General features: G+C 58.0%; 12 protein-coding genes. 3 read left to right on the forward strand and 9 right to left on the reverse strand.

Annotated elements, in window-relative coordinates:
• Window positions 1–435: 435 nt before the first annotated feature.
• The 5 genes from AD944_RS10825 to AD944_RS10845 form a co-directional block, all read right to left on the reverse strand.
• Entirely contained in the window at window positions 436–2,013 is a 1,578-nt protein-coding gene (locus AD944_RS10825) for an efflux transporter outer membrane subunit (protein WP_045542881.1), read from the reverse strand.
• 10 nt (window positions 2,014–2,023) lie between these two features.
• Window positions 2,024–5,323 carry an efflux RND transporter permease subunit gene (locus AD944_RS10830; RefSeq protein ID WP_045542880.1) on the reverse strand — a complete coding sequence of 1,100 codons (3,300 nt, stop codon included), beginning with the start codon at window positions 5,321–5,323 and terminating at the stop codon, window positions 2,024–2,026.
• A complete protein-coding gene (locus AD944_RS10835; RefSeq protein WP_045542879.1) occupies window positions 5,320–8,499 on the reverse strand; it encodes an efflux RND transporter permease subunit in 3,180 nt (1,059 codons plus the stop codon). Before AD944_RS10835 ends, AD944_RS10830 begins: the two co-directional genes overlap by 4 nt.
• On the reverse strand, window positions 8,496–9,758 hold the full coding sequence (locus AD944_RS10840) for an efflux RND transporter periplasmic adaptor subunit (RefSeq protein WP_045542894.1): 1,263 nt from the start codon (window positions 9,756–9,758) through the stop codon (window positions 8,496–8,498). The genes AD944_RS10835 and AD944_RS10840 overlap by 4 nt, the downstream gene beginning before the upstream one ends.
• A 287-nt stretch (window positions 9,759–10,045) precedes the next feature.
• Window positions 10,046–11,440, reverse strand: a complete 1,395-nt coding sequence (locus tag AD944_RS10845) for an MFS transporter (RefSeq protein ID WP_045542878.1) — start codon at window positions 11,438–11,440, stop codon at window positions 10,046–10,048.
• 111 nt (window positions 11,441–11,551) lie between these two features.
• Between AD944_RS10845 and AD944_RS10850 the strand changes: the two genes are divergently transcribed.
• From AD944_RS10850 to AD944_RS10860, 3 genes are all read left to right on the forward strand, one after another.
• Window positions 11,552–11,857, forward strand: a complete 306-nt coding sequence (locus AD944_RS10850; RefSeq protein ID WP_035377713.1) for a CsbD family protein — start codon at window positions 11,552–11,554, stop codon at window positions 11,855–11,857.
• A 110-nt stretch (window positions 11,858–11,967) separates the two neighbouring features.
• Window positions 11,968–12,612, forward strand: coding sequence for a ribonuclease HII (locus AD944_RS10855; protein WP_179946494.1), 645 nt, complete (start codon window positions 11,968–11,970; stop codon window positions 12,610–12,612).
• Window positions 12,609–13,742 (forward strand): site-specific DNA-methyltransferase, encoded by a 1,134-nt coding sequence (locus AD944_RS10860; protein ID WP_045542876.1) that lies wholly within the window; start codon window positions 12,609–12,611, stop codon window positions 13,740–13,742. The genes AD944_RS10855 and AD944_RS10860 overlap by 4 nt, the downstream gene beginning before the upstream one ends.
• 89 nt (window positions 13,743–13,831) lie before the next feature.
• Here the strand turns inward: AD944_RS10860 and AD944_RS10865 are convergent, their stop codons facing one another.
• The 4 genes from AD944_RS10865 to AD944_RS10880 all read right to left on the reverse strand — a co-directional run bounded on the left by AD944_RS10865 (window position 13,832) and on the right by AD944_RS10880 (window position 20,757).
• Window positions 13,832–14,437, reverse strand: a complete 606-nt coding sequence (locus AD944_RS10865) for an ankyrin repeat domain-containing protein (RefSeq protein WP_035377718.1) — start codon at window positions 14,435–14,437, stop codon at window positions 13,832–13,834.
• Between the two features lie 69 nt (window positions 14,438–14,506).
• On the reverse strand, window positions 14,507–16,708 hold the full coding sequence (locus AD944_RS10870; protein WP_045542875.1) for a hypothetical protein: 2,202 nt from the start codon (window positions 16,706–16,708) through the stop codon (window positions 14,507–14,509).
• Between the two features lie 6 nt (window positions 16,709–16,714).
• On the reverse strand, window positions 16,715–19,699 hold the full coding sequence (locus AD944_RS10875) for a DUF4159 domain-containing protein (protein ID WP_045542874.1): 2,985 nt from the start codon (window positions 19,697–19,699) through the stop codon (window positions 16,715–16,717).
• The gene (locus AD944_RS10880) at window positions 19,696–20,757 is read right to left on the reverse strand and encodes a DUF58 domain-containing protein (protein WP_082741273.1); all 1,062 of its coding nucleotides are present in this window, start codon (window positions 20,755–20,757) and stop codon (window positions 19,696–19,698) included. The genes AD944_RS10875 and AD944_RS10880 overlap by 4 nt, the downstream gene beginning before the upstream one ends.
• Window positions 20,758–20,761 lie beyond the last annotated feature (4 nt).

A 20,761-nucleotide genomic window follows, 5' to 3' on the forward strand; every position in this document is an offset into this window, starting at 1 on the left:
TGGGTACCCCCATGAGTCAGGTCAAATAGCGCTTGGTATAAGTAGTTTACAGATCTATGCGCACATTAGAACGTGCAGACTGAAGAGCGCGATAGATGTGTGGGGAGCACACAATTGCGGGCAGACACGGAGAGGGCAGAAAACTTCTGTTGCGGCTTTTCTGTCAGCATCAATGCGTTATGGTTTGGGTATGATTAGGAAAGGATTTTTTGAAAATCCTTTACATCCTATTCGGGAAAAGTGGTGATGCTCTGAGTGAAAGAGGGGCTTGCCTATGTAGGGCTTCTATTTTCACCCGAGCCGAAAAAGCTGCTCTGTATGGTTCAGTTCAGTTCAGTTCTGATCGTAAGAACTTTAGGGGAAAGTATTTACGGCAAAAAATAGCCTCTTGAGGAACCCATTTTCACGAGGAGGTTCTCAAGAGGCTTGATGTTCTTACTTATGATCGTTCGGTAAAAAGTTTTTATCTTTTTGGATGAAAGAGGGCAGGAAGGGGTTGTCTTTCTGCATGGAGTTTTTGCTTGGTAGTTCGGAAACATTCCAGCCGCCACCCAGATTTTGGATCAGGCTGACAGAATCAAGAATACGGTTCTGCTGAATTTGCAGTGCCGTTTCGGCATTGGAGAGGGCTGTCACTTCCGATGTGATGACGGTGGTGTAAATCTGGGTGCCTGCCAGATACTGGTTCAGGGCGACAGTCACGGCCCGGTTGGCGGCTTCCAGCGCAACCTGTTGCTGATCAGCCTGCTGCGCCAGTATGTGCAGATTGGAGAGTTGATCTTCCACATTCTGCAGAGCTGTCAAAACAGTTTGCCGATAGGTGGCTACATAGTTGTCATATGTTGCATCGGCTTCATGCACGGCGGCAGTTCGGCTGCCACCCGCAAAAAGTGTTTCCGTAGCGGAGGCGCCAAGGGACCAGATACGGTTTGCCACCTGTACAAGAGTGCCAACAGGGTCCCCGCTATAGGAATAGGATGCGCTCAGCTTCACCTCTGGGTAGAAGGCGGCAATGGCGGCGCCTATCTGGGCGTTATATTCTTCCATGCGGCGTTCTGCAGCGGCCACATCAGGCCGCCGTTCTAAAAGCTGGGCTGGCACGGAAACAGGAATGGTGGGAATGGCGCGGGGTAGTGCGCCCGGAGCAATGGAGACCTCAGCGGGCGGTTTGCCAATCAGCACCGCAATGGCGTGCTCATACTGTGCCCGGCTCGCCTGAGTAGCCGTGGCCTGAGCGCGCGTCTGTTCCAACTGGGTTTGAGCCTGAAGCACACTGGTGGGGTCTGCTGTGCCTGCTTCGTACTGGTTACGGGTAATCTGATAGGAGCGTTCATAAAACTTTACGTTTCGCTGGAGCAGATCATAAAGACTATCCTGATACCGCATGTTGAAATAGGCCGTGGCAAGCTGTGCCTGGTAGGAAAGTTTGGCATTGGCCAAATCTGCAGCGCTGGCCTGTGTTTCTGTCACCTGAGCCTGAATCTGCCGGCGGATCTTGCCCCACAAATCCAGATCCCAAGAGGCCGTTGGTCCCATACCGTAAGTATTTTCAGTGGTGTTCGAAGGCGTATAGCCAGTGCCGGAAGAACCATCCCCACCGTAATTGATGATGGTGCCACTGGAACGGGAACCACGGCCTGAACTCTGGCGGTTGAAGGAAAGAGAGCCGCTCAGGGTAGGATAAAGTTGCGCCCGAACGGAATTGATGGTTGCGCGTGCACTGCGGTAACGTGCCTCGTATTCCTTCACGTTCTGGTTGTTGATTTCAACCTGCGCCTCAAGCTGGTTCAGGATGGGATCATTGTAAATGGTCCACCATGTGCCTTTGGGAAGCTCCGCCAGCGCAGGGTTGGCGTAGTTCCAGCCAGGGGCGGGGCGCAGTTCCTTGAATTTGGGAGAAATAATGGCGGTAGGCCGCTTGTAAGAGGGGCCTACCATGCAGCTGGTCAGGACAAGAGGCGCCAGCAGGATACCCAAGCGGCGTGAAAGCGGACGGGAAGAGAAGGGCTTCATGGGTAAAACTTCAGGTATCTTGCGGGTTGCGGGAGAAGAAAAAGGGCCGGATCTTTACGTGTTTAAAGCGCAGACGCAGGGTGTCCAGCATCAGATAAACAACCGGCGTTGTATAGAGGGTGAGTGCCTGACTGACGATCAAGCCGCCCACGATGGCAATACCCAGGGGCCGACGTAGCTCCGCCCCATAGCCGTTGGCGATGATTAGCGGAAAGGCCCCCAGAGCTGCCGCGATGGATGTCATCATGATCGGGCGGAAGCGTAGCAGGCAGGCCGTATGGATGGCTTCAAGTGGCGAAAGATTATGTTCACGCTCTGCGGCGATTGCAAAATCGACAAGCATAATGGCATTTTTTTTCACAATGCCGATCAGGAGAATAACCCCGATCATGGCGATCAAGGAGAACTCTTCCCCTGCCAGTTGCAGCGCTAGCAGTGCGCCCACACCGGCGGATGGCAGGGTGGATAGAATGGTGAGGGGATGGACGTAGCTTTCATACAACACGCCCAGAGTGACATACACAGCCGCTAGTGCTGCCAGGATCAGAATGGGTTCGTTATTGACGGTTTTCTGAAACTGCGCGGCATTACCAGCAAAACTGCCATGAATGGTGGGTGGCATATGCAGTTCAACCTGTGCTGTCTGAATAATGTGTGTTGCAACCCCGAGAGAGACCCCTTTGGCCAGATTGAAGGAAATGGTTGAGGCAACCGATTGGCCTTGATGATTGACGGACAGGGGTGTTTGAGAGGCCCGGAGTTTTGAAACCAGAGTCAAGGGTACCATGGCGGAAGAGGAAGTGGAAACAGCGGAGCCATTGGAGGCACTGTTGCCGCCCGCCAGAGAATTGGCAATCTGGTTTCTGAAAGACTGGCTGCTTAATGTTGAGGCGCTGCTGTTGCCTGAAGAATCCCGACCTGTTGTGTTACGTACGCGGACTGTGTTGGACGCAGTGCCGCCCCCCGCACTGCCGCCCGATACACTGATCCATACCTGCATCAGGCTGTTGGGGTTTGACCAATACGTAGGATCGGCTTCCATAACCACGCGGTACTGGTTCAGGGGGTTATAGATAACGGATGCGGCACGCTGTCCGAACGCATCATATAACGTGTTGGACAGCAGTTGTGGGGTAATGCTGACACGTGAAGATGTGTCTCGGTCAATGTCTACATCAATGGCGGAACCGCCCTGCTGAACATCGGAAGACACTTCAGTTAGTTCCGGATATTTGCGGAGAGCAGCAAGGAGTTTATCGGTCCACTGGTAAACTTCGGAGGCATCTTCTCCATCCAGAGTATATTGGTAGGAGGCGTTGCCCTGGCGTGCCCCTGCGCGCACGGCACCGGGTTGCATCAGGAAAAACTGAGCGCCTACCAGTTTGCTGAGCTTTTTTTCGATGCGCGCAATCAGTTCTGTTGGCGTGTCGCTGCGTTCGCTTTTGTCTTTAAGTTGCAGGAACATGTTGGCAGAGTTGGACGAACCACGGCTGCCCATAAAACTGGCAACGCTTTGTACATCAGGATCAGATTTGATAACCTTCTGAACATCTGTCAGCTTTTTAGAAAGGGCCTGGAACGAGATATTCTGGTCGCCCTGCAAATGGCCCATCAGGAGGCCCGTATCTTCGGTGGGGAAAAACCCCTTCTGCATGCTGATGAAAAGCGCAACAATGATAACAAGCGTGAATGGCAAAGAGAGAATAACAATCTTGCGGTATCTCAGTGCAGTATTCAGAGAGCGTTCATAGCCTTTTTGCAGACCATCAAGCAGGCGTGTAATCTGGAAAATCAGAAATTGTGTGATGCGGTTGGATGTTTTGTTGGGATGTGTTGGTTTCAGAAGTTGTGCTGCCATCATTGGCGTGAGGGTGAGAGACAGCACCATGGAGACAAGAATGGTAACGGAAACCGTCATGGCGAATTCATGAAACAGGCGTCCGGCTAAACCGCCCAGAAGCAGGATGGGCAGAAAAACGGCAATCAGGGAAATGGAAATTGAGATAACGGTAAACGCAACCTCGCTGCTGCCTTTCAGGGCGGCATCACGTGGGGAGAGGCCTTCTTCAATATAGCGGGCAATATTTTCCATCACCACAATGGCGTCATCCACCACAAAGCCGGTGGAGACCGTCAATGCCATCAGGGACATGTTGTCCAGCGAGTAATTCAGAAACCGCATGACGCCAAAAGTGGCGATAATGGACGTGGGCACCACAATGGCGGGAATAAGGGTCATGCGGAGGGAATGAAGAAACGCCAAAACCACAAGCACAACCAGCACGATTGAAATGACCAAGGTGAGTTGTGTATCCGCCAGAGACGCGCGGATGGTAAGTGAACGGTCCAGCCCGATATGCAGATCAACCCCGCCGGGAAGGGCGGCGCGAAGCATGGGGAGCTTGGCGTTGATCTCATCCACCGTTTCAATAACGTTTGCACCTGCCTGCGGAAAAACAATGGCGATAACAGAATGAGCGCTGTTGAAGTAGCCGGCGTTGCGGCGGTCTTCAACGCTGTCTTCAACTGTTGCGACATCTGCCAGACGTACGGGGCGGCTGTTGCGCCATGCGATAATCAGATCACGGTAGGATTGCGCACTTCTGGCCTGATCATTCGTATCAAGTGTGAAGCGTGTGCCGTTCTGGTCAATAATGCCTTTGGGGCCATGCGCATTGGCGGAAGCCAGAGCAGCACGGATGTCTTCAAACCCGATCCCGTACCGGTAGAGGGGGAGGGGGTTGATTTCCACCCGTACGGCAGGGAGGGAACTACCGCCAATTTCCACCTGCCCAACGCCACGAATTTGTGAAAGATGCTGCACCAGAACATTGGTTGCGTAATCGTAGAGTTGTGCCTGTGTATGGATGTCTGATGTCAGGGCCAGAATGAGAATGGGTGCGCCGTTGGGGTTGGCTTTGGAATAGCTGGGATTCTGGCGCAGGGAGGACGGCAGGTCCGCGTGGGCGGCCTGAAGGGCGGCCTCAACATCCCGCGCAGCCCCATTGATATCCCGTGAAAGGGCAAACTGAAGGGTAATGCGCGTGGTGTTCTGGGAGGACTGAGACGTCATTTCCGTGAGGTCTGCAATCTGGCCCAGATGCCGCTCAAGCGGGGCAGCAACCGCGCTGGCAACTTCTTCGGGTGAACCGCCGGGCTGGCGGGCCTGTACCTGAATGACGGGAAAATCGACATTCGGCAGGTCCGCCACCGGCAGACTTCTGTAGCCCAGCACTCCTGCAAGAAGAAGCGCCACAGTCATCAGAATGGTGGCTACAGGCCGATCAATGAAGATCCGGCTGAAGTTCACGGCGTGGTTTGCTCAGAAGGCGGAAGAGAGTGGTTGCCCTGCCGCCAGGTGTTCCAGCGGTGTGCCCAGGTATCCAGCGTGTAATAGATAACTGGTGTGGTGAAGAGCGTGAGCAACTGAGACAGCGCAAGCCCCCCGATAATGGCCAGACCAAGCGGAAAGCGCAGCTCAGAGCCCGTACCCTGTGAAATGACCATAGGAACGGCGCCTAACATGGCGGCCAGAGTTGTCATGAGGATGGGGCGGAAACGCAGGGTGGCTGCCTGCCGAATGGATTGCAGGGAGTCCATGCCATGTTCCCTCTCGGCTTCCAGTGCGAAGTCGATCATCATGATGGCGTTTTTCTTCACAATGCCAATCAGCAGCACAATGCCGATGATACCCATGACATCCAGTCCGGCTCCTGCCACCCACAATGTGAGCAGTGCGCCAATAGCAGCGGAGGGCAGGGTGGAGAGAATGGTGATGGGATGAATGAAGCTTTCGTAGAGAATGCCCAGCACGATATAAACGGCAATCAGCGCTGCCCCTACAAGGAACAGTTCATTGCTGAGCGAGCCCTGAAACGCGGCAGCCGTTCCCTGGAAGGAGGTCTGGAAAGACGCGGGTAAGTTGATTTCCTTTTCCACCTTCTGGATGGCGGCGGTGGCGTCACCCAGAGAATATCCCTTGGCCAGATTGAAGGAGATGGTGGTGGCCGGAAATTGCCCGAAATGGGTAATCAGCAGGGGCGCGGTTTCATGCGTAACCGTGGTGACTGCGGCTAACGGTACCAATCCGGATGTGGGGGACCGGGTGGGACCGGAGGCGCTTTCTCCTGAATTGCCGCTGATACCGGGCAGGTAAAGCTGGTTCAGGGAGTACAGGCTACCCTGGAAACGAGGATCAGCTTCCAGAATGACACGGTATTGGTTGGACTGCGTGTAGATGGTAGAAATCTGCCGCTGACCAAAGGAGTCATACAGCACGTTATCAATGGTTTGCGGTGTGATGGAGTAGCGTGCGCCCGTTGTCCGGTCCAGCGTGACTTTTGCCACCAGCCCCTGCGCCTGAAGGTCGGACGTGACATCGGCAAGAGAAGGCTCGGCCCGCAGCTTTTCCAGCAGCTTTGGAATCCACGTCTTGAAGGCGTCGTAATCCGGGTTTTCCAGCAGGAACTGGTATTGGGTAGCGGTGACGGTTGTATCGAGTGAAAGGTCCTGAATGGGCTGCATGTAGAGCTTGATACCCGTAACCTGCGCCGTCTCCTGTGAAAGGCGACGGGCAACTTCCGCCGCACTGCTGGAGCGGGAATCATGGTCTTTCAGGTTAATCAGAAAGCGCCCCTGATTCAGAGTGGCGTTCTGCCCATCCACTCCGATGAAGGAGGAAAGGGAGACCACATCCGGGTCTTTTAGAATAACTTTTGCCAGATCCTGCTGGTGCGCCTTCATGCTCTCAAAGGAAATGGACTGGGCTGCAACGGAAATACCCTGAATAACGCCCGTATCCTGCTCAGGGAAAAATCCTTTGGGGATGACAAGCGCAAGAACGCCGGTCAGCACCAGCGTGCCCACAGCGACCATCAGTGTCAGCACGCGGTGGGCGAGCACAACATCCAGTGCGCGGTCATAGGCGGCAATCAGTTTTTCCGTAGCGACTTCAACGCGGGCTGACCAACGCTGGAACGCCGTTGTGGCACTGGATTCATCATGTGGGCGCTCCGTGAGGATGCGTGCGCACATCATGGGCACCAAGGTAAGGGACACCACGGCGGACAGAATGATGGTGATGGCCAGTGTCATGGCGAATTCGTGGAACAGGCGTCCCACAACATCGCCCATGAATAGCAGCGGGATGAGAACCGCAATCAGGGAGATGGTCAGGGAGATAATGGTGAACCCGATTTCTCCCGCCCCCTTGATGGAGGCGCTCATGCGGTCTTCCCCGGCTTCCACATAGCGGGAAATATTCTCGATCATGACAATGGCATCATCCACCACGAAGCCGGTGGCGATGGTCAGCGCCATGAGCGAGAGGTTATCCAGCGAGAACCCAAGCAGATACATGATGGCCAGCGTGCCGATGATGGAAAGCGGCACGGACAGGCTGGGGATGATGGTGGCCGGTATATTGCGCAGGAACACAAAAATAACGGCCACAACCAGAACCAGCGCCAGAAACAGCTCGAACTCCACATCCGCAACGGAAGCGCGGATGGTGGTGGTGCGGTCCGTTAGGGGCACAATATCAATACCGGGCGGCAGAGATTTGCGCAGGATGGGCAGGGCGGTCTTGATATTGTCCACCACCGAGATCACGTTCGCGCCCGGTTGCCGCTGCACGTTCATGATAAGGGCGGGGGTGAGGTTAGACCACGCGGCAAGCTGCGTGTTTTCCGCGCCGATCACAACAGATGCAACATCCCGGATCCGAATGGGGCCACTGTTCTGATACGCGATAACCTGGTTGAGCAGCGTATCAATGGACGTGATCTGTCCATCCACACGGAGGGTCGCGGCGCGGGTTGCGCCATCAAACGTGCCGGTGGGAGAGTTGACGTTAACGTTGCCAATAGTGGTACGTAGCGTATCCAGATCAATCCCGTAGGAGGTGAGCTTGGGGATGTTCACCCGAACGCGGATAGCCTTGCGGTTGCCACCAGACAGCGTCACCAACCCCACGCCTGAAATCTGGCTGATTTTCTGCGCAAGGCGGGTGTCCACATAGTCTTCCACCTCAGGCAGGGGGACGGTGGCGGAGGTAATGCCCAGTGTGAGCACGGGTGTGTCCGCCGGATTGACCTTGGCGTAGATGGGCGGAGCGGGCAGGTCCGTTGGCAGCAGGGAGTTGGCCTGATTGATGGCCGCCTGCACTTCCTGTTCCGCCACGTCCATGGACATGGTCAGGTTGAACCGCAGCGTAATGACAGAGGCCCCGCCAGAGGAGCGGGAGGTCATCTGGTCCAGCCCCGGCATCTGGCCGAACTGGGTTTCCAGCGGTGCAGTGACGGAGGTTGCCATCACATCCGGCCCTGCGCCCGGGTAGAAAGTTTCTACCGTGATGGTGGGGTAATCAACCTGCGGCAGGGCGGAGATAGGCAGAAAATGGTAGCCAAGCAGCCCCGCCATCAGAATGGCGAGCATCAGCAGCGTGGTGGCGACCGGCCTGCGGATAAAGAGACCTGAGGGGTTCACGGGGCTGGGGTACCTGAAGGGGTGTCAGATTTCTCGGTGTCGGGGGTAGCGGCCGGGATAGTTACTTTGATGCCGGCGCGCAGATGATCCGTACCATCTGTTACCACGCGGTCTCCCGTTTTCAGCCCGCCGCTGACCACCGTGCGATTGCCGTCTGAAATACCAACCGTGACAGGCCGTACTTCAACCGTGTTGTCCGCTTTGACCACATAGACAAACTGGCCGGAGGGGCCGGTCTGAAGAGATGTCGCTGGAACGAGGATGACATCTTCCAGTGTCTTGACCAGCAGGCGCGCGTTCACGAACTGGTTGGGAAAGAGATGTTCATCCGTATTGGGATAGATGGCGCGCAGGCGCACGGTGCCGGTTGCCGTATCAATCTGACTATCCAGCGTACTGACTGTGCCATCAGCAATCTTGTGGGTGTTGGAACTGTCCCATGCCTCAACTGGCAGAGAGCCTCTGGCACGCAGTTGCTCTGCCACTTCCGGCAACTGATCCTGAGGGAGGGTGAAAATAACGGAAATAGGCTGCATCTGCGTCAGGATGGCGAGGCCGCCCGACTGCCCCGCAGCGATGTAGTTCCCTTGGTCAACCGCACGAATACCAATTCGTCCATCCACCGGGGCGATGATGTGACAGTAAACAAGCTGGAGCTTCTGGTTATCAACCAAGGCCTGGTCGGATTTGACCGTGCCCTCCATCTGCTCGACGGTAAATTCCTGATCCCGTGCCGTTTTGGCGTCGATACTGTCCTGCTTGATCAGGCGCTGATAACGCGCGTTGTCCACGCGGGCCTGAGCAAGCTGCGCTTTGTCCCGTTCAAGCTGGCCTTCATACTGTGCCAGTTGCACCTCGTATGGACGGGTATCAATCAGGGCGAGAAGATCACCCTTGTGAACATGCTGACCTTCCGTGAAGAGCACTTTGGTCAGATAGCCTTCCACGCGGGTCTGGACCGTCACGTTGGTGATGGGCACCACTGTGCCAAGTTCGGTCAGCACAACAGGCATGGAGCCGGTTTTAACGGCTTCAACGGCCACGGGTTGGGCATCACCCCCATCGGCGGTCTGCTGCACGGCGTGGCGGCGGTGCTTGCCTGTTCCCGTGTTTTCCCCGCCATGGGGCCGGAAGAGCGCAAAAGCTAGCACGCAAACGCCAGCAACGGCAACGCCGCTCCAGATAAGACGTTTTTTTCTGCTGGAAGAGCGGGGGGGCGTGGGTGAATCGGATCGGGGGTCCGTGGTCTGGTTATCCATGGGGCGCGCGGGTCGTTCACCTAATTGAATGTTGAAAAAACAGATCCGGTGGCTCATCCCACCGTCTGTCAGAGAACATGAATGGCCTAGGCGGTTGTCTATGCCAGATTCAATGCCATTAAGAAACAAGTATAAGGCAGGCATACCTCCGGCAGCCCATGAGAATGTGTCGAGCCTATACCAGAATGCGGGGCTGGTCCAAGGGGAAGGCTGGAAAAGAAAAACTATAAATAAAAACTTAAAAAAAGAGGCCTTTTTTACGCCTTAAAGTGGCGATGGCCTGCGCTTTACTCCTTTTTGCCGCTGAGCGCTGCGCCAGCGTTGGCGGAAAGGCAGGCTGCGGCAGGCACGGCCAGTAACGAGATGAGACCCACGGCAATAAACGCGGTTGAAAAATCGTGTGATGTGGGCTCAGCGCGTCCGTGGAGGAGGCAGGTGAGTGTCAGCGTTCCTGCGGCGATGCAAATGCCAAGGGAGAGCATAAGCTGCTGCATGGTGGCGTAAAAGCTGGTTGCGGCGCTCATACGGCTGGCGGGAATATCCGCGTAAGCAATGGTGTTATAAGCCGAAAACTGCGTGGCCTGTGCCATGCCGGCGGCCAGCAGAATGGGATAGAGCGGCCAGAGAGTCAGCCCCTGATGAAAGCTGGAGATCAGGCCGCACAGAATGCCCGCTGAAAATCCGTTGAACATGAGCACCCGGCGAAACCCCCACCGTTTTAACACTGCTGGCACCCAAGGCCGCATGACCAACGCCCCCACGGGGGCGATGAACGTGACCATTCCGCTTTGGGCGGCTGTCAGCCCGGACCCGATTTGCAGAAACGCAGGCAGAAGAAAGGGAAGGGCCCCCACAGCAATACGGGAGGCTGCGCCACCCAGAACCGAGATGCGGAATGTGGGGATGGCCAGCAGCTTGAAGTCCAGCAGAGGAGAACTCAGGCGCGCTGCGTGAAAACCATAGCCCCCCATAAAACCGAGCCCACCGAGAAACAGCGAGAGAAGAAGAGTGGTAGATCCCTGATTATGGGTGAAGAGTTCGGTGCCGACGGACAATGCGGCCAAGCCGCCCCCGGCAAGGAACATCCCCGTCAGATCGAAAGGGGGAGGAGTGTCCTCCTTTACCTCCGGAATGAAGCGGCGGGTGAGGATAAACCCCAGAATACCGACGGGGATATTGAGGTAAAAATTCCAGCGCCAGGACAGGTAGGTGGTTACAAACCCGCCCACCACTGGCCCCAGCAGCGGACCCAGTGTTGCGGGGAGCATCATCCACGTCATGGTGCGCACCAACTCCTCCCGCGGCGTACTGCGCAGCACGACAAGTCGCCCGACCGGGACCATGAGCGCGCCCCCAATGCCCTGCAAAGTGCGCATACAAGCCAGAAACAGGAGGCTGTGCGCCGAGCCGCAGGCCACCGAGCACAGAACGAAAATAACGATGGCGCAACTGAGAACGGTGCGGCTGCCCAGTCTGTCCGCCAGAGCGCCGGAAGCGGGAATAAAGATGGCTAACCCTATGATGTAGGAGGTTAGCGCAACCGATGTTGCAACCGTATCCACATGCAAACTGTTAGCAATGGATGGCAACGCGGTTGAGAGGATGGTCCCATCAAGCTGCTCCATGAACAGCATGGATGCGACGATAAGGGCGGTAAGATGAACGCGACTGACAGACAGCATGCTAGTCAGAGACGAGTTTTTGCGTTCTGATGCAACAGAAGACCGCGGTCTGGATAAACCCTAAAGGGCCGCCGGGCGGAAGAATGCGGTCACAAAACAAGGAGAAAGCCGATGGCTGACGATAAACTCAAGACGGTCGCAAACAAGGTTGAAGGGATTGCTGATGAAGCCAAGGGTCGCCTCAAGGATGCGGCTGGCGGTCTGACGGGAGATCTGGGCCTGCAGGCGGAAGGCAAGTTCGATCAGTTTTCCGGCATGGCGCAGCAGGAATTTGCTGACCTGTATGAGGAAGGGGAAGGCGTAGTAGAAAAAGCTGTCACGTTTGTACGTGATAAGCCTTTGCTTTCATTGGGAATTGTTTCCGTGGTGGGCCTGCTGATTGGCTGGCTGGTGTTCCCGCGCGGCAAGCGTTCCTGAAAATTTCCTGCACCGCGACTCTTGCGCTGAGCGGTGAAAAGTGATTCTCCTTGCCTCACGGAGTCGCAGTTGGTGCGACTCGGTATTTTTTACCGAGTCGCACCAAATCGATGGAAAGAGGGGCAATGCCGGATTTTACGCGGGAACAGCAACATGGCGGACGTGTCGCCGGAGTGGATGAAGTGGGCCGTGGCCCGCTGGCTGGTCCCGTAGTCGCCGCCGCCGTGGTCTTTGCCGCAGGCGTGCCCGCTGATCTGGCGGCCATTATTGATGATTCCAAAAAACTGAAACCGGCAGTGCGTGAGGCCATCGCGGCCCGCCTGCCTGATGTGCCCGGTATTGAAATCGGGCTTGGTGCAGCCTCGACTGCCGAAATTGATGATCTGAACATCCATCATGCCGCCCATCTGGCCATGCAGCGCGCCGTTGCCCGGCTTCCGCGCTTGCCGGATCATGTGCTGGTGGATGGCAATAAAGCGCCCGATTTTGGATGCAGCACGCAAACTGTGGTTGGGGGTGATCGCCTGAGCCTGTCCATTGCCGCAGCCTCCATTGTGGCCAAGGTTGTGCGGGACCGCATCATGGCCCGCCTTGATACGCGCTGGCCCGCTTATGGGTGGGAGAGAAATGCGGGCTACGGCACCGCAGCCCACCGGCTGGCGCTGACCACAACGGGGATCACCCCGCATCATCGTAGAACCTTCGGCACTGTGCGCCGGCAAATTGAACATTTTTATACGGAGGGCCGGGCATGAGCGGCGCAAAATCAATGAGCATGGAACTGCCTCTGGACCAGATTCTGCGTGGCGAATGTGTTGAAACCATGCGCACGTTGCCCTCCGGCTCTGTTGATTGCGTGTTTGCTGATCCGCCGTATAACCTGCAACTTCGTGGTGAACTGCGCCGCCCCGATGATTCCCTGGTGGATGGTGTGGATGATGATTGGGACAAATTTTCCGATCTTCAGGAATATGACCGCTTTACGCGGGCCTGGCTGACGGAAGCCCGCCGTGTGCTGCACAAGGACGGCACCATCTGGGTGATCGGTTCCTATCATAACATTTTCCGCATCGGTGCGATTTTGCAGGAACTGGGGTTCTGGATCCTGAATGATATTGTGTGGCGCAAATCCAACCCCATGCCGAATTTTCGGGGGCGTCGTTTTACCAACGCGCATGAAACCCTGATCTGGGCGGCCCGGAGCGAGGATAGCCGTTACCGGTTCAATTATCAGGCCATGAAGGCGCTGAATGATGATGTGCAGATGCGGTCTGACTGGTATCTGCCACTCTGCACCGGCAATGAACGTCTGCGGAATGAACACGGGCTGAAGCTGCACCCCACGCAGAAGCCGGAAAGCCTGTTGCACCGGGTGCTGCTGGCGTCCACCACGGTTGATGACGTGGTGCTGGACCCCTTTACCGGCACAGGCACAACGCCCGCCATGGCCCGCCGGTTGCGTCGCCGTTTTATCGGCATTGAGCGCCACCCGGACTATGTGGAAGCAGCCATGAGCCGTGTGGCGCGGGAAACGCCGCTGGCTGATGATGCGGTTGTCACCACGCAGGATAAGCGTGAAGCGCCGCGTGTGCCTTTTGGTAGTCTTGTGGAGCAGGGTTTGCTGCCGGTTGGCACAGTACTGTGTGATAAAAAGCAACGGGTGAATGCCACGGTTTCGCTTGACGGCACATTGGTGAGCGGTACCAAGCGTGGGTCCATTCACAAGCTGGGCGCGCAGTTAACCAACGCACCATCCTGCAATGGATGGACCTTCTGGCATTTTGAACGCAATGGCGAGTTTCTGCCGCTGGATGTGTTGCGTCAGGAAAGTCTGGATCTGGCAAAAACTGCTGCCGCTACCGCCAAGGCAGCCGCCGCAGGCTGAGAGGGCAAAACGTAGATAGGAAAAAGCCGCCTCAACAGGGCGGCTTTTTTATTGGGCAGAACATTTCCGTACGAAAAAACAGAACAGGGTCAGCCGCCGCTAAACCCGAGGAACCCGACATCCGGCTGAGGTCTGCCGCCAGTGGTGTCGTAACGGCTTTCATGTGGCTGAGCGTTATGCCGCCCTGCGCTGCCGCCAATGGTCAGGTGTCCGCTACCATTTTCCATTTTCATGCTGCGTGTTTCCGCCGCAATATCCGTGCGGGGACGATCATCATTGCCACGCAGGGAGAGCAGCAGGAAGGTGATGGGGTTGCGGTTCAGGTCAATGGACATATCAAGGGGCGTCTGACCCAGCACGTTCCTGCTGTGAAGATCCGCTCCACGGTTGATGGATTCCTTGGCGGCACTGATGCTGCCACGGTTGATGGCTTCAAACAGCGCGGCCGTAGGCTCCATATCCGTATTGGAATGATCCCCGTCATCGTCTTCCTCACCAGCGGCACCCGGAATGGATGCGGGAGGAGCTGCGCGCTTTGCAGCCTTGGCTGCTTCAGCCTTCTGAGCGGCTTCTTCCGCCGCAGCCTGCGCTTCCTGCTCGCGGGCGGACTGGGCCCAGCCGGTGGCGGGGAGGGCAAGAGCCAGAAAACTGCTGCAGGCCAGAGCAGCCGGAATAATGCGGAACGAGCGGGTCATGGTCTGTCCATACAGGAAACGTCACATATAAATTACCACAATGGTGAGATTGCGGAAAGGATCTGCGGTTCAGCTTCGGCCTTCCCGCCACCAGCCAGCAAACAGCAGCAGAAGGGACAGGCTCAGCATAACCCATGCAGGCAGCAGGGGCGTGGCGCTTCTGCCCGTTACCACATGGGCATTTCGGTGCGGAAACGCAAACCAGTTCTCGCCATGCAGGCTGCCGCTATCAGCTAGCTGAAGCCTGGGGACCGTCGGGGCGGTGGCGTTATCCCCTGTCCAGAGAATGCCGCCACCCGTGGCCGAGACAATGTTTTGCAGCTTGCTAGCTGTGGCGCGAAGGTCTGCAAACTCCTGCGGATCAGGTGGTATGGGCGCTGCAAACGCCTTGTGCGTACCATCGTCCACCTGCCAGATGCCCGGTTGCTCCGCCGCCAGATGACCGATGCTCAGACCGCTCTGGTTTTCTTCCGGTCGAGTGTGAGAGGCTCCGTTCTCTTTCTGATTCTGCGGCGCAGAGGAAGCTGCATGGAGTGTTAGCGTGACAGGTTTTCCGTCTGGCGGTGTCACGGTTACATCATGCTGTGCCTCGCCCGTTGTGCTACGGCGGCTGACGGTCAGTTCCCCTCCGGCAATGGACGCGTTTAGCTGTTCTTCTTCCAGTTCCGGCTCTTTCATCAGCCAGTGGGAAATACGGCGCAGCAGTTCAGCCTGTGGGCCGCCACCGCCTTCTCCACGGGACCATAACCAGATCTGATCAGACAGCAGAAGGGCCACACGGCCTTGATCCACATGATCCAGCACCAGCAGGGGGGCGTTGTCTGGCCCGCTCATCAGGGCTTGGCCGTGGGTGGTGTCCGGCTTTAGCGCTCGGTACCACGGTCCCCACTGGCCCGGAATGGTCTGAGCCGCAGAGTCCGCGTTGGTGGGCGGCGCGCCGGGGAGCGCGGCCGTTACCGGGTGTCTGCGGCCTTCCGGCGTCAGATGGGGGCGGAAGCGTTGTTCCACCATGCCATTTTCCAGCGGCACGTGTGCGGGCAGGATGTCACCCACAGGCGTATCCTGAAGGGTGCCGGGGCCGACAAACTCCGGCCCGGCCGTCAGCAACAAACCGCCTCCTTTGCGTACAAAGTTGGCAATATTATTCAGGTAGGCGTGGGGCAGAATGTTCTGGTTTTCAAACCCATCCAGAATGATGAGGTCAAACTGGTTGATCTTTTCCTGAAACAGTTCCCGCACCGGGAAGGCAATCAGTGCCAGATCGGACAGCGGGGTGCCATCATCCTTATCCGGTGGGCGCAGAATGGTGAAGTGGATCAGATCAACAGAGGGATCAGCCTTGAGTAGCCGCCGCCAGACCCGCTCCCCCTGATTCGGGGTGCCGGAAATCAGCAGCACGCGCAGACGGTCACGGATGCCCGTCATGCGCGTGATGGTCTGATTGTTGATTTGCGAGACTTCGCCCGCCAGAGGCGAGACCGCCAGACTGATCAGCATCTGCCCGGGATGAGATACCGGCAGGGAGATATCCTGCGGCGTACCTGTTGTTACGGGTATGGAGAGTGGTTCTTCTCCATTCACGCGCAAGGTGAGTTCCGCCTGTGTACCCGGTGTGGTTCCGGGGCCTGCATCATCCACCTGCACGCGTAGTTTAGCGGGTTGGCCTACAATCCCGTAAGGCGGGGCTTGAAGAATACGCAGTTGCCGGTCCGTTTCCTCCCCTTTTGCCGGGATCAGGACATGCAGGGGCAGGTGCGCTTTTGCGCCAGTTTGGTTAACGGGAGTGAGCCGTTCCGGCACGGAACCGGGAGTGTCAGACACCTGACCGTCCGTCAGCATGACAGCGCCAGCAAGCTGATCCGGTGGAATATCGGCAGCAGCCTGATCCAGTGCGTCAAACAGGCGTGTGCCGTTATGCCCGGAATTGCGGACAGTCACGGTCCGGAGGGAGAGCCCCTGCGTATGAGCCTGTGCCATGGCCTGTGCAGCCTGCCGGGCCAGAGCCGAGCGTTGACCGATGGACATGGAGGGAGACTGATCCACCAGCAGCAGGGCAGTTTCGGGCAGAACGTGCCAGCTTTCATGCAGCCGCTGTGGGCCGGACAACCACAACAGAAGGGAGGCAATGGCGGCCAGACGAAGCACGGCGCCCTTGGTGCGTCTGCTTATGGCGTAGGCACAGAGCAATACCGCCAGCACGGCAATCGCGGCCAGCAGCCAGAGCGGAACAAGAGGGGCAAACCCATAGGATTGCGCAAGATGGTTCAGCATGGGCGGTTATTCTCCCAGCCGTTGCAGCAGCATGGGCACATGCACCTGATCTGCCTTGTAGTTGCCGGTGAGGGCGTAAATCACGGCATTAACGCCAAACCTGTAGGCAAGCTGGCGCTGGTCCGCTCCGTCCGGGATGACCGCATAGGGTGTATTGCCATTTTCATCCACGGCCCACGCATGCGCCCAGTCTGCTGAACCAATAATAACGGGGCTGACATCATCGTTCTCAGCCTGTCCTTCACGTGCAACCCAGATAGGTTGACCTGCATAGCGACCGGGAAAGTCATGCAGCATGTAGAAAGTGTGGGCCAGAAGATGATGGTCGGTAATGGTGGCCAGAGGCGGAATGGGGAGGCCACTGGTCACGCGCCGCAAGGCAGAGCGTGTGCCGGGTGCGTCTCCCGCAAAGCTGCCAGAGGTGTCTCCTTCATTCTGGCTGCTGACGTCCTGCCCCTGGGTATCAATCAGCAAAATGCCGCCATGCGCCATGAAGGTGGTGAGGGCAGCCGTTTGGGCCGGGGTTGTACGTGCATCGGGTGTGATGGGCCAGTAAAGTAGGGGGTAATAGCTGAGATCATCCTGCCCCGGCCGCACGCCATCCGGATGACCAAGTTTGGCGGATGTGCGGGCATTTGTGTAGTCTGAAAGCCCCTGTAACCCTTGGCGGGAGACCGTATCCACATCCTCATGGCCCGTCAGAACATAGGCGAGGCGCGTTTCCAGTGCAGCGCCAGGCACCGAAGGCGTGCCCTGTTGAGGAGAGGCCAGCGAGGCGGTGGCTGGCTGTGGAGCGGGGAGGGTTGGAGAATCGGCCTCTGCTGGTGGAGGCGTTGCCGTATGGTCCGCGTTCTGATTTCCGGCCAGCGTCGGGCTCTGCACGGATTGCGCCGGCGTAGCTGAGGCCGCAGGAGCCTCTGCTGCCCGCGCGTTTATGGGCACTCCAATGGCGAGAAGAAGAGCCAGAGAAAGAGTCGAGCTCCTTGTGGGATTTTTTTTGCCAAATGAAACGCCTGCGCGCATGAGCAGAACCATGACCGCATCCAGTAACAGAAGCAGGGCAGCGGCAAGGAGGCAATAGCGGCCCAAAGGTGTGTCAGGTCTACGGCCTGCGGGAGTGGTGACAGTGCCCACAGGCTGAGCAGGTACAAGGTTGACCAGATGCGTGCCAGCGTTCAGGGCGCGCCGTGCGGCACGCGGCCCATATAGCCCTGGCGGATGAGCCGGGGAAACAGCGGTATCGGCAAAGGCGTTGGCTTTTAACCCGCGCGCAGAAGGGGGCGGGGGGGTAAGCACGCCTTCACCATCCAGTGTCATGACCGGGGCAAGAAGGCTATCATCCGCGGGGATGCTGACACCGTTGGCGTGATCTGTCAGCCGTTGCAGCATGGCCACAAACAGGCCAGAGAGCGGCAGGTTGGACCAGTCCGCCGTGCTGCTGATGTGAAACAGCACGATTTCTCCTTTGCCCAGAGCCGCGTGGGTGACCAGTGGCGTGCCATCTGTCAAACGGGCCCAGCTATGAGCGGCCAGATCCGCCACAGGGCTGGCCAGAACCTGCTGCGAGATTGTGACATCTGCCGGAATATCAAGCCCGTGAAATGGGGAGGCGGCGTCAAAAGGCGCGAGTTTCTGCGGGGCACCCCATGTCATGGTGCCACCAAGTTGGCGAGATCCATCCAGCAGAGCGACGGGCAGGAGATCAGTCGTGGGGGCTGTTGATGTCTGCGCGGAGGGTTGCTGTGGAGCGGTATCGTCCTCTCCCTCACCGGCGGGAGCGGGCTGACCTGCCTCGTGGTGTTCGCCTGCCAGCGCAGGGCCTGCAAAACGGACAAGCGTGCCGCCATTTTTTACCCAGTCAGTCACCTTCTGGCGTGTGGCTGGGTCTGCCAGCGTGCCGTCGGGCGCAATAATCACGGAAAGCGGCTGTGTCAGAAGGGCAGCATCGTTGCCTTCATGCAGGTCTGCCGTAGGAGCAAGTGCTCGGCGCAGATAGAAAAGTGGCCCGATCAGAGGCGTATCAGCAGCGCCTGACGTCATTAACCCTACAGGGCGCAGGCGGTCCCCTTCATCAAAGAGCACTGTTGCCGCCGCACTGGCCTGACCAGCAAGTGCAATCTGATCAATCCGGTTGCGAACGGTATTGGGAAGTTCGACTGGCACATCCGCACTGGAGGCCCCTGCCGGCAGGGTCACGGGCACAACGGCCAGCGTGCCACCATCCTGTGTATGCACGCGCACGGTGAAGGAACGAGGGGCTGAGGCATCGGGCAGGGCCAGAATGCGGGCAATAATGGGCCCATTGCGTGCGGAGGCAGGCGCAAGAGCCAAAGGTGGCGCATCCGGGAACCGGACTTCCTGCACCGGGCCGAGTGCCTTCAAAGCCTTGCTGAAGGCCGCATCTCCTGTAGAGGCGACACCGTTGGCTAGATAGACCACGTTGCCGACATCACCCGGAGGGTGGGTTTCCAGCATATGGGCCAGTGCTGCCCGATCCGTGCCCCACGGGGCTGGGTGCAGGCTGTTGAGTTCCTGCTGCACGATGGTGGCTGGACGAGCGTGGGGCGTATCCTGTGCGCCAAGGGAGTCCACTGTGGCGGCGGTACGCAGCAGGAGGACCGGACGGTTTGCATGGGCTGCGTCATCCACAAACCCTTGGGCGGTGGCAATGCGCTGCGACCATCCTGAAGCGGAAAGCATGTCATCATCCAGCACCAGCAACAGGGGGCCGTGGCCGGAGGTTGGCACATGTTCGCCTGGCAGCACGGGGTGAGCCAGACCCAGAACCAGAAGGATGACGGCTGCCAGCCGCACCAGAAGAAGCCACAGAGGCGACCGTGCGACATCTGCTTCACGTGGGCGCAGGCGGCGTAGAATCTGGATAGGCGGGAAGCTCTGTCGGCGGGGCGTGGGGGGAGTTGCCTTCAGCAACCACCACACCAGAGGAAGGGTTAGCAGGCCTAGTAAGGCAAAAGGCGTAAGAAAAATCATATGTGCCGGCCCTCCCGGTGGCTGCCGGGTCTGCCGCTGATCAGCCCATGAAGCGCCAGCAGTGTGGGAAGTGCCGCATCCTGCGTGCAATGCAGCACGAGGTCATGTCCATACGTTGCTGCCTGCGCTGCCAAAGCGGTATTGCGGGCGGTAACGAGGCTTTCATAGTCCTGTCGCAGAGTCTGTACATGGGGCAGGTCAACAGGGGCTTCCTGTTCCAGCCCTTCAAATTCCACACGCCCCTGATACGGAAGGCTGAGTTCGGCTGGATCTGCAATCTGGATGAGGTGCGCACGGGCGGGCAACCCCGCCATATGGCGCAGACAGGGGACGAGAGCCTCATCCGCGCACAGAAAATCACTGGCAATCAGAATGTGGGCATGACGAGGCACCAGCGTGACAGGAGGAAGAGCGCCCGCAGGATGTGTGACGGAAGAAGCTTCCATATGCGCCAGCCCAAGGGCCAGCCGTTCCAGCGGTGTGCCACTGGCAGGCAAGGGAGCCATGCCGGAGGGAGCCAGCAGCCTGACCCGTTCCCCATTGCGCAGCAACAGGGCGGCCATGGCCAGTTGCAGCAGGACCGCGCGATCCCGCTTTTCGGGCAGGGAGGATGCGGAACGCCACTGCATGGAGGGAGAGAGATCACACCACAGGAGGATGGTCTGGGCGGATTCCGCTTCCGTTTCGCGCACATAAGCGTGGGTGCTGCGGGCGGATTGTCGCCAGTCTATATGCGTTGCCGGCTCACCCGGTTGCGCCTGACGATACTGCCAGAACGTATCTCCCCACCCCGCGCGGCGCTGGCCGTGTTGGCCTGCATAAAGCGTGGCGGCAATGTGGTCTGCCTGAAGCACCAGATCCGGCAGGCGAGCCGCAAGGGAAGACGCCTGATTGGCGATTCCCGAGGCGTGCCCCTGCAAGGTTGCTCCCGCGGGGGCGTCTGGTTGCAGGCCGGAGGGAGACGTAAAAGCGGCAGTCGGCCCCGAGTGGTGCCGTTCCGCTGACCGGCCCAGCACCTTGCGCAGGAAAAATGTGGGTGAAAAGGCAGACTGTGCCAAGGCG

Origin of the sequence: Acetobacter tropicalis (assembly GCF_001580915.1) — a bacterium.
GTDB lineage: Bacteria > Pseudomonadota > Alphaproteobacteria > Acetobacterales > Acetobacteraceae > Acetobacter > Acetobacter tropicalis.